Annotated in this window: 8 protein-coding genes; 6 read left to right on the forward strand and 2 right to left on the reverse strand. The window is 31.2% G+C overall.

What is annotated here, in order from left to right; translation table 11 throughout:
- Positions 1–3: 3 nt before the first annotated feature.
- Positions 4–288: a hypothetical protein gene (locus tag HKP59_RS04945; RefSeq protein WP_291804085.1), complete on the reverse strand. Its 285-nt coding sequence runs from the start codon at positions 286–288 to the stop codon at positions 4–6.
- Positions 289–318: 30 nt separating this feature from the next.
- Positions 319–1,083 carry a 5'/3'-nucleotidase SurE gene (gene surE / locus HKP59_RS04950; RefSeq protein WP_291804086.1) on the reverse strand — a complete coding sequence of 255 codons (765 nt, stop codon included), beginning with the start codon at positions 1,081–1,083 and terminating at the stop codon, positions 319–321.
- A 237-nt stretch (positions 1,084–1,320) separates the two neighbouring features.
- On the opposite strand from surE, the gene HKP59_RS04955 reads away from it, so the two are divergent.
- From HKP59_RS04955 to HKP59_RS04980, 6 genes are all read left to right on the forward strand, one after another.
- Complete coding sequence (locus HKP59_RS04955) at positions 1,321–3,432, forward strand: carboxy terminal-processing peptidase (protein WP_363288831.1); 2,112 nt, start codon at positions 1,321–1,323, stop codon at positions 3,430–3,432.
- Positions 3,433–3,706: 274 nt separating this feature from the next.
- Positions 3,707–5,902 carry a hypothetical protein gene (locus HKP59_RS04960; protein ID WP_291804087.1) on the forward strand — a complete coding sequence of 732 codons (2,196 nt, stop codon included), beginning with the start codon at positions 3,707–3,709 and terminating at the stop codon, positions 5,900–5,902.
- Positions 5,903–5,913: 11 nt separating this feature from the next.
- Positions 5,914–9,333, forward strand: a complete 3,420-nt coding sequence (locus HKP59_RS04965; RefSeq protein ID WP_291804088.1) for a hypothetical protein — start codon at positions 5,914–5,916, stop codon at positions 9,331–9,333.
- A 94-nt stretch (positions 9,334–9,427) separates the two neighbouring features.
- On the forward strand, positions 9,428–9,877 hold the full coding sequence (locus HKP59_RS04970; protein WP_291804090.1) for an acyl-CoA thioesterase: 450 nt from the start codon (positions 9,428–9,430) through the stop codon (positions 9,875–9,877).
- A complete protein-coding gene (locus HKP59_RS04975; protein WP_291804093.1) occupies positions 9,867–10,664 on the forward strand; it encodes a DNA/RNA non-specific endonuclease in 798 nt (265 codons plus the stop codon). Before HKP59_RS04970 ends, HKP59_RS04975 begins: the two co-directional genes overlap by 11 nt.
- 83 nt (positions 10,665–10,747) lie before the next feature.
- Positions 10,748–11,122, forward strand: coding sequence for a hypothetical protein (locus HKP59_RS04980; protein ID WP_291804095.1), 375 nt, complete (start codon positions 10,748–10,750; stop codon positions 11,120–11,122).
- The last annotated feature ends 315 nt before the right edge of the window (positions 11,123–11,437 follow it).

Below are 11,437 nucleotides of genomic sequence, written 5' to 3' on the forward strand. Positions count from 1 at the left end.
TATTTAGGTTGAAAAAATTGTTAAAAATAAAACTGTTAATGCTATTAAAATGGTTTCAAACAAAACACCCCTTGCCCTATAAATTTGTTTCTTTTTAAGAAAAACAAAAAACACAAAGAAATTTGCAATAGCCCCTAAAACAAGTACTTTTCCTTCAAGATTGCCTTCTTTTATCAATTCTAAACTTTTATTAAAATCGTACGAAGAAAAATATTCTATAAAAATAAAGCACCCAAAAGCGGTTGCAATTAATGCAACTACAAAACCAATTAGCATTTCTTTAAGCATACTTTTAACTATTTTATTTGAACTACTGATTTACAGATTCCAATTATTTAATTTATGTATAAAATGATGCGCCGTTAAATCGAACTGAACTGGCACCATAGAAACATAATTATTTGCCAAAGCCCATTCATCGGTATCTTCACCTTTATCCATATTTACAAACTTACCTGTTAGCCAATAGTATTCCTTACCCTGAGGGTTTACCCTTTTATCAAACTCTTCAACCCAATTAGCACGTGCCTGTCTACATACTTTAATTCCTTTAAACGTCTCACTTTTTGGAAAATTAACGTTTAAAACAACACCATCAGGCAATCCATTTTCCAATACATTCAATGCAATTTTCTTAATATAGGCTTTTAAAGGTTCGAAATTTGCATCCCAAGAATAATCTAATAACGAAAATCCGATAGCTGGTATACCTTCAACACCTGCTTCAACAGCAGCACTCATTGTACCAGAATAAATAACATTTATGGAAGAATTTGATCCATGATTAATCCCAGAAACACATAAATCTGGTTTTCTATCTAAAATTTCACTAACGGCCAATTTTACACAATCGGCTGGTGTACCTGAAGATTTATATTCTCGTTGTGGACCATCATCCACTTTAATTTCATTACAATACAATGTTTCATTAATGGTAACAGCGTGTCCCATTCCACTTTGAGGGCTATCTGGAGCTATCACAACTACATCCCCTAACTCATTCATTACTGAAATTAATGCTCTCACTCCTGGTGCAGTAATTCCATCATCATTACTAACTAAAATAAGCGGTTTTTTATTCATATTTTAATAATTAAACAACAAAGCTACTATATTTTATTTGGTTATATGAATTTAAACTTTAACATTTTGTAAAGAAACTTCATCTAATTATTTGGTATTATTGTAATCATAAATCCTGACAAATACTTGTGAGAATTTAAAAGTTAAGTCTCAAATTTATAAAAAAACGTTAAATTACTGACTTAACTAAAATATTGGCACTATTTTAGTAGTCAGTTGAGTAAAATATTTAGAAAAATGATGATTAGAAAATTCAAATTTTTATTGCCACTTATTTTTGCAGTAAGTTTATTAATAAGCTTTCAAACTAAAGCAACGACCGACCCAAAGGACAAAGCATTATTAACCATATTAAAATATGTTTTAACACAAGGTCACTACAGTCCACAAGAAATTGACGATACTTTTTCTGAAAATGTTTACAACAGATTTTTAGAAAGCTTAGACCCTGCTAAACGGTATTTTTTACAATCAGATATTGATGAATTTTCTGCCTATAAAAAGTTAATTGACGATCAAATTAATAGTGAAGATTTAACATTTTTCTATTTAGTTTATGAGCGATTAACCCAGCGAATTGAAGAGTCGAAACCATATTATAAACAAATTTTAGCCACTAAATTTAATTTTGATAATAACGACACTTATGATGTTGATTATACAAAAATAAACTATCCTAAAAATGTTGAAGAAAAAATTAAGGTGTGGCACAAGCAACTTAAATTTTCAACCTTATCGCGTTTGAACGACAAAATTACTATAGAAAATGACAAGAAAAAGGAGGATAATACGTACACTGTAAAATCATTTGATGAACTAGAAAAAGAATCTCGAGAAACAACATTATCAAATATGGATGATGCTTTTATACGAATTCAAGAACTAACTTATTCTGATTGGTTTTCTACCTATATAAATTCTATTTCCGAAGAATTTGATCCACATACAACCTATTTTGATCCAAGTGTTAAAAAGCGATTCGATATTTCAATGGCGGGTAAATTAGAGGGTATTGGAGCTCGACTTCAGAAGAAAAATGATTATACAAAAGTGAGTGAATTAATATCTGGTGGTCCCGCTTGGAAACAAGGAGATTTAGAAGTTGGAGATTTAATTTTAAAAGTGGCACAAGGAAATGGCGAACCTCTTGATATAGTTGGTATGCGTTTAGATGATGCCATAGAATATATTAAAGGAAAAAAAGGTACTGAAGTTAAATTAACAGTTAAAAAAATAGACGGAACTATTTCTGTAATTTCTATAATTAGAGACGTTGTTGAATTAGAAGAAACATTTGTTAAATCTAGTATTGTTAAAAAAGATGACAGAACGTTTGGAGTGATTAACTTACCTAAATTTTATATTGATTTTGATGAAAAAAACTTTAGAAATTCTGCAACTGATATGGCGCAAGAAATTGAGCGTCTCAAAGCTGAAGGAGCTGAAGGATTAGTATTAGATTTAAGAAATAATGGTGGTGGCTCTTTGCAAACTGCTATTGAAATTTCTGGATTATTTATAAATAAAGGTCCAATAGTACAGGTTAAATATAGAGATAGAGATGCTGATGTAAAGAGTGATGTTGACGCTAAAATTCATTGGGACAAACCATTGGTTGTTTTAGTAAATGAGTTATCTGCCTCTGCTTCAGAAATTTTTGCAGCCGCGATGCAAGATTATGGAAGGGCCGTAATTATTGGAGGAAAACAAACCTATGGAAAAGGCACAGTTCAAAGTGTATTAGATTTAAATAGATATCATAACTTAAAGGAAGATATTGGTGCCTTAAAAATGACTATTCAAAAGTTTTACAGAATAAATGGTGGTTCAACACAATTAGAAGGTGTGCATTCTGATATTATGCTTCCAGACAGATATACGTATATGAATATTGGTGAAAGAGATCTTGAAAATCCTTTAAAATTCGATAAAGTTCCACAAGCAAATTATACGATTTGGAATAATTACGAGAATTTCAATGAAGCGATTAACAATAGCAAAAAACGCATTGCTAATAATACCTATTTTAAGTTAATTGATAAAAATGCGAAATGGTTAAAAAAATCCCAGGATGATACACTTGTTTATTTAAACTATGAGGCTTATAAAAACGATTTGGAATTTCACGAAAATGAGTCGTCAAAATATGATGTTTTAAGAGATTATAAGAGTGATTTAACCTATACTTCGCCTCTTTATGAAAAAGAATTAATTGCTAATGATCCTGATTTAGCTGAAAAAAGAACGGCTTGGCATAAAAACTTAAAGAAAGATTTATACGTTGAAGAAGCCTTAAATGTTTTAAGTGAATTAAAAATTAAACCACAGTATCATTTGGTAAAAAATTAAAAGTTTCAATAAAAAAACCTATAAAGTCTCCTAGCGTTATATAATGCTAGGGGACTTATTTTTTGGTTAAATACCCAACTCCTCCCATATTACAAATAATCAAAAATTAAACACCTACAGTTTAAATTCAAAAAAATAATTGTACATTGTAACAATTGTTACATAATTTTAGACCAGTTTTTATGCTAAAATTCAATGAACTGGGTAACAAAATTGGATTGTGATTGATATATACTAAAACAATCAAAAAAAACTACTAACTAAAAACAAACAGATGAAAAAACATGTATTTCTTGTTTTTTTTGCGCTAACTTTTGTAGGTTATTCCCAAAAAAAATCAAACGATTTAAAATCAAGTGATATGAGCTTGGTTGAAGTGATAGTTGCCGCTGGTATATCAAGTGGAGTGTCAACATTTAGTGATGATTCTTATGCTGGTAACGGCAGTTATGTTGAGTTATCCTCAGCCTATTATTTTTCTAAAATTGGAATAGGAATTTCACTTGGAAGTTTTTCAAACCCAACAGAAAGTAATTTGTTGGATTTTGCAAATCAGGCTGCTTACCCAATTGCATTAAATTCAGAAGAATGGAAAACATCTTATTACGGAATTGGTCCAAATTTTAGAACAACTATAGGAAGTCTAGAAACTACTATTTTTGGTCGTGCTGGTTTAATGTCTATTCAACCAATCTCTTTAGAAGGAAATTTTATTGCTGAAAATGCAGATGTCTCAACAACAGTTCCTGTTTATAATTTCAATACAAACGAAACTTCAAGCGTAGGATTTTATACTGCTGGTGTTAGACTTGGTTATAAAGTAAATCCAAATTTAGGTCTTCACATTTCAGCAAATTACATGTCTGCCTTTTCTGATGGTATTATTGCACAAGATGGTAGAAAACAATTTACAGATATTGACAAAGATGGTCTTATAACAGAAATAGATATCATTAGACAAGATGGTGAACAAGTAGAATTTCAATACACAGAAAAAAACATAAAACCACAGGTGTTTAATTACGGTTTTGGCCTAAGTTATAGTTTTGGAAAAAGAACTATTAAAATTGGAGGAGCAGAAAAACCCTACGCTAGAGGGCAATCAAACCCATATTTTGTTAATAATGAAATGGTAGGTGAAATGATGTCTGCAAATCCTGACGGAAGCAGCGGAAATGGAAATAATGAAGGAATAAAAAACGTTTATGTAGGCAAAAATAGAATTTCTGTAGCCTTAACGAATCCATCTAAAGAAGAAGCTAAACAAAAAGACCAACAAGTAAAATTAATAAACGTACTACCAAAAAACAACAGTAACTATAAAAACACAAATGAAATAGGTTCATTCAATTGGAAAATAATTGGAAGTAAAATTCCGAAACCTAACTATATCATTGAAGTAACTAAATTAAATAACGTTAAACAACCTCAACGATCTTATGCTAGCCAAACATCAAAAAATAGTATAAAGGCAACTACTCTTTTTAAAGATGATAAACTAAGTGATGGCAATTATAGCTGGAAAGTTACCGAAACATCAACAGGAATTTCGTCAAATCCAAGTTATTTTACGATGACCCAATGCGAAATTGATTTCACCATTGCAAATGAAGAGATTGAATGTTTAGGCTATGAACAGGAAAATAGAAAGTTTAAAATTTGTTTTGATGTAACTTATGCAAGTACTTCAGGCGATTTAACATTTGTAAATCCAGGTACTGGCTTATCAGTTTATGATCAAACATATGCATCATTATCATATACTTTAGTAAGCCCAAATCCAACATTAGTTACACAAATTGGTGCAACTACATCTACAGTTAGTTATTGTTTTGAAGTAACGGTGTCAGCAAGTGTAACCGCCATAGGTTTTGGGTTACAAGGCGACGATTTAGATCCAAGCCCAATTACTTGCCAGCCAGGCGTTAGTCAATTATTTGATGACTTACCAGATTGTATTTGCGATGAATGTGAAGAAATTGAGCTTTCATTTGATGAATTCAATATCACACCAAATTTGGGAACAGGAAACCAGTTCAATTTTAATGGAAACATTAATGTAAATGTTCCTATTTACGGAATTGAGTTCCAAGTACAATCATATACATATTCCGCATCACCAAGTGCGTGCTCAGATGGTGTTAGTAGTGTTGAAGAATCTGGAATGATTTTAATGCCAGGAACAACTATAAACGGTTCAACCTCTTTACAGTTAACTAATGAAACTGCTTCTGGAAGTCCAAGCTCTAATGATAACGCAACGAAAAACATAAAATATACAAGTAATTCACCTTTAACAGGTGCAATTCCAGTGAACTTAACTATTGGCTTACCGGGACCTATATCAGGTCTCGATCCAAGTTGCTGTGTTATGGAATACACGGTCTGCATAAAAGTTAAAGTCTTTTATGAAGAAAGTAATTGTAAATCGTGTGTGTTTACACATTGCTTCACATTTAATAACCAATAAAAATTACTATCATGAAAAAAATAATATATACATTCAAAACATATATGTTGCTAGTATTTTTATTCGCAACAGCTCTAGGGTACTCACAAATAGTATTAAATACTTCACCAAATACAGATACATGTAATTTAAGTGGAGATAATGTTACAGTTTCTGTTCCATCAGAAGCTTTAACAGGTGACAATATTGCTTTAAACATTACATTACCCGGAAGTTATGATGCTGGCTGTGTAAAAACAGTAAGTATTACAAACTCTGCAAATTTAGTATTTCAAAGTTCTGGAGCCATTCCTTTTACAAATATGGGAGGTGGAACCTACCAAAATAATCCATCACCTACTTTAAATGGTAATGATGGTCATAATTTTAACGTGTTCTATAAATTTCCAGGTTATACAACGTGCAATGGAACTGTTGGTACTTTTGATGTTACAGTAACTCTCGATTGTGCTGGTGTTATAACAACGTGCACAACTTCAGTAAGTGTTATTGCCAGAGCTGATAATTATTGGTCTATCACCAAAGAATTTGTAACAGGTGATTTAACTTGCGGACTTTCAACTTGGAAAATTAAACTTCATCATAACAATCCAAATGGATCTGGTTTAGGGACTTACAAACTGTCTGGTACTATTACTGAAACCCCTTCTGTTCCTATAGTAAATGGAGCGGTGCACACCGTAAATTATTCTATGGCAAGTAATTCATTTTACACAAAATATGTAACGCTTCAAAACTGTGCTCCAGAAGGCTCTATTATTACGAATAGTGCTAATTACAATTTCACATTGGGAGACGGCACTTGTGGTACAATGACAGGGTCAGTTTCTGCTGTTTCAGACCCTTTAGTTTCTCCAAATACAGATTTATCTTTTGTTAAATATGCCTATGATAATAATGGGTATCCAAGTACGCATCCTTATTTTAACATCCCACCAGGTTGTTCTGGGAAATACCGGATTCAAGCCAAGAATAATGGAAATGTACCTTGGACAAATCTTGTAATTACTGATGATTTCAATATTCCTGGAATTACAATTACAAATATAAGCCCACCTGCAGGATGGATAACATTACCTACAATACCTCCTTACCTAAATATATTGTACACATTTACAGCTCCACTTGGTTTTGTTTTAAATCCCGGGGAAGAAATTAATATTTGGGTAGATTTTGAAGTAAATTTAACAACCTTAGTAGGAACTACAATTACGAATAGTGCAACTATCGATTATCAAGCTAGCGGAACAGGGAGTGGGAACGGTAATGGAGGTGGTCCATCACCTTGCCCTGCAATCAGTTGTCCAACAATTGATACTTCTCTTCAAAATGACTCAACTACTGTAGATTTTGATGTTGCAACAAAAGAACCAAGAGGCTCTATTAAAAAGTGTATTTTAAATCCACCTAGTGCAATTGTTCCTCCTATTTACCAAATTGGTGATATCATGGAATTTAGCGTAATGATTGGAAATTCTGGGGCAGGAAATTTAACTACAATATTAACAGATGCTTTTGGAATGCCTGGACAAAATTTAGAGATTCTTCCAGGTTCAATTACCTATGAATATTATGCAGATCAAAACCGAAGTTATCGAAACAGTTGTAGCCCGCCATTTGGAGCTCCAATACCACCGCCTTTTTCAGTTGTGGCTGATACATTGAATTTGCAAAATCCATTTTGGACTATTACCAATATGCCAGGAATTTGTGATTACAATAGGTCTAACTTCTTAATTATTAAATTTAATGCTGAAGTTCTACCTCAACTACATGGTACAAAAACAAATTCAGCAAGTATTCCAAGTACGACAGGTGCTGGAACGCATTCAAGTGCAGTAAATTATAGTATAGATCAAGTTGGTGTGTTAGGAATATTTAAAGAAGCTGATGAAGAAATTGTAGAAAACGGACAATCGTTTAATTATATAATTACAATTTCAAATGATGGAAGTGTACCTTTAGATAACATTGTAATTACCGATATGTTACCTAATTGTGTTTCTGTAAATGGAACCTTAACGATTGAAGATGACCTAGCAACTCCTATCCCTTTTACAACTTCTGGTAGCCTCATAATTAATATCAATCCGGCTATACAAATATTCCCAGGAAATGATTTTACAATCACAATTCCGGTTGTTAAATCTGGAGGAGGAAATTGTTGTAATGAAAGTGTTTCAGTAACTGCTGAAATGACAACTTCAGGTGTAGAATTAAATGCTAATTATGGAAGTCCAGAAGCTCCTGCTGCTTGTGTTACAGGAACTGAATGTTGTGATATTGAAGATTTCGATGCCTCTATTCAAGAAAACAATGGTTCATTTAACGTTAATATAAATGGTGGAAGTGTTCCTTTACAAGAGGTTGAAATCTCCATGGTAGATTATCATATTGAATATTCTGAAAGAGATTGTAAACCTGATGATTTAGGTGTATTTGGAACGTTAACAACTTCAACAACCAACCTTAGTAATTTAATTTTAAATTCTGGAGACAATGGCACAAGCAGTTTGTCTTGGTTGTTAGGAAATCCTTCAATAATAAACTCATCAGTTAATTTGGATATTTTGTATCCTGATGTTTTAAATTTAGAATGTTGTGATGTCGAGTTTTACTTTTGCTTAAAAGTGAAAGTTAAAGATGTTAACTGTAATGTTTGTGAAAAAATTATTTGTTTTACAAATGAGACACCACCACCTCCTTGTGAAATCGATATTAATGGTTTACAAGATCAAAAATATTGTGTGGGTGAAACTATTACAATAAACTGGTCTGGTTCTACACCAACTGGACTTGTAAATGTTTCTTTATTTGATGTTACAAATAGTGCAATTTATCAAGTGTTGGCTACAAATATTCCAAACACAGGAACATTTACATATACCATTCCTGCAACCATATCTTGTGATCCTCCTAGAACTTGGTCTTTAATTGTTGAAGATGCAGAAAAAGAGTGTTTTAATAGAAGTAATCCATTTATAATTGAATGCTGTGAACAACATGGTGATTGTGATTGTGGCGAATGGTTAACAAATGGTGTTACGGTAAAAGGATACATTAAAAAGATTCCTAAAGATCCGAAACAAAAAATAAATTTCCAAACAAACTTTGAAAAGCAAATAGAATGTGAAGGTCAAATAACTCTAAAACCTACCATGAATTATACCTTTACATCGCCAAACTATGTTTGTAATCCAGAAAATTGTGATGTAGCATACAAATGGGAAGTTATAGATCCAGATGGAATTATTTTATCTGGCAATGGAAAAACATTCAATTATAACTTTAATGATTATGGAACTTATAAAATAATTTTTACACCAATTTGTGGTGGAAATGAATGTGAGCCTTGTATAGTTTATGTGAATATTGAAAAACAAGGACCTGTTGTTATAGATGGGCAAATTTATAAACCTACTAAGTTTTAAATATAATTAAATATTAAAATTTAAAAGACCTCCTAAATTATGGGGGTCTTTTTTATTGAATTTCATGTAAATTAGCATTTTTAAAATAACATTCATGAATTTCGAAATTACCTTTCATACCAAATGGTCAGACTTTGACCCAAATAGACATATGCGTCATACTGCTTATAATGATTATGCTGCAGAAGTTAGAGTTCGATTTTTTCAAGAACATGGTTTATCTATCAACGAATTTGCTAAACTAAATATTGGACCTATTTTATTTAAAGAAGAGACTTCATTTTTGAAAGAAATTCATATTGGTGAGAATATTACAGTAAAAATGGAATTAGAAGGTGTTTCAAAAGGTATTGAACGGTGGCGTTTTAAACACCAGATTTTTAATGAAGCAGGAAAACTATCAGCTGAAATTAAAGTGTATGGTGCGTGGATAGATTTAATAAAAAGAAAATTAACATCACCTCCTGAAAAGTTTAAAACTATTTTTGAAACATTATCAAAATCACCTAATTTTATTGAAATTCCACTAAAAAGTGAAAAATAAAAAGTCCATATATACTATAATTACACTAGTTTTCGCAATAGGATTTTACATTTATGATAATTATTCTTTTGAAAGTAAAACAACCTCAACGAATGTTGAAAAAAGTTTAGATGCAAACTTTCTTCCTACTTCAACAACAGGTAAAATTGTACATCATAATTTTTATTCACTTTCATATAGTGAAAAGCATGAGCAAGCTGAATGGGTTGCTTATGAATTATACAAAGATCATATTACAAGCACTAATTTTAAGCGCCCTTATTTTACAAAAGATCAAAAAGTAAAAACACAAAGTGCGCACTACAGAAATTATTCAAATTCTGGCTATGATAAAGGGCATTTATGCCCAGCAGGTGATAGAAAGTTTTCAAAAGAAGCTCATGATGAAACTTTTTTAACATCAAATATTTCACCACAAAATCACGAGTTTAATAGTGGGATTTGGAATAGACTAGAACAAAAAACACGTTATTGGGCTCAGAAATACCAAAACTTATATATAGTAACTGGTGGAATTTTAACGCCCAACCTAGAAACAATTGGAAGCGAAAAAGTAGCGGTTCCAAAATATTTTTACAAAATAATACTAGACTTTCATGAACCAGAAATAAAGGCCATTGCATTTTTAATTCCTCATAATAAATCTGAAAAAGCGTTGTACAAATTCGTAACTTCCATAGATGAAATTGAAAAAATTACTGGAATTGATTTTTTTCCTGAAATAGAAGATTCTCTAGAAAATAAATTGGAGAAATCTAGCAGTTATTCCAATTGGAATTTTAGATAATTTTAAATTTAGGGTAACAAAATTTAGATGTAGTTGATATAGTTGTAAAGAAACAAATTTTTACAAACTATAAAACAACTATTATGAAAACTAAGTTATTTTTAATCGCAACATTATTTATTTCAACACTAACATTTTCTCAAACTACTAAAAAAGGATACAACTATTACAAAAATACAAGTGATATCAAAAAAATGAAGAACGGTGAAGAAATTCATGTTTTAGCGAAACAAAGAAAGTTTTCAATAAAGAAATATGGGAAAATGGGTAATCACCCAACCACTGCAAGACACAACTGGATACAAGGCCGCAGCAGAGCAAGTATTTCAACACAAGAAATTGAACAAACAAATTCTAAAAAGTTTAGATCTAGACCAATTGATGGAAAAAATGAAATTGGACAATCAGATCACTTACATTTAAGAAAAAGACCTGGAAGAACTAAATACAAAAATTAAGTAGCTAATAAAATTATAACTTTACAAATACCAACTAAAGCAACAGATTATAATAGTTTTAGAAGTAATAAAAATACATCTTATTAAAACTTATAAATGCCTTCTTTTGAAGGCTTTTTTCATGTACCAAGAGTAGCTATATTACTATAAAACAGAGGTGCTAAGAATGATTACAGCGCAAGTAGAAGCAACACAACTTCTTTTATAGCTGACTCAAATTCTAATAAAAAACTAAAAGTGGCAGCAAAGTAATACAAAATGATTAAGTAAAACTAGCAAGTAATAAGGTTAATATTTCTAGAAACAAAATTAGAG

The sequence above is a fragment of the Lutibacter sp. genome, from assembly GCF_013041805.1.
Classification (GTDB): domain Bacteria; phylum Bacteroidota; class Bacteroidia; order Flavobacteriales; family Flavobacteriaceae; genus Lutibacter.

Coding starts and splice junctions, on each gene's coding strand:
- HKP59_RS04945 (WP_291804085.1), bottom strand. CDS start 288: ATGCTTAAAGAAATGCTAATTGGTTTTGTAGTTGCATTAATTGCAACC.
- surE (WP_291804086.1), bottom strand. CDS start 1,083: ATGAATAAAAAACCGCTTATTTTAGTTAGTAATGATGATGGAATTACT.
- HKP59_RS04955 (WP_363288831.1), top strand. CDS start 1,321: ATGATGATTAGAAAATTCAAATTTTTATTGCCACTTATTTTTGCAGTA.
- HKP59_RS04960 (WP_291804087.1), top strand. CDS start 3,707: ATGAAAAAACATGTATTTCTTGTTTTTTTTGCGCTAACTTTTGTAGGT.
- HKP59_RS04965 (WP_291804088.1), top strand. CDS start 5,914: ATGAAAAAAATAATATATACATTCAAAACATATATGTTGCTAGTATTT.
- HKP59_RS04970 (WP_291804090.1), top strand. CDS start 9,428: ATGAATTTCGAAATTACCTTTCATACCAAATGGTCAGACTTTGACCCA.
- HKP59_RS04980 (WP_291804095.1), top strand. CDS start 10,748: ATGAAAACTAAGTTATTTTTAATCGCAACATTATTTATTTCAACACTA.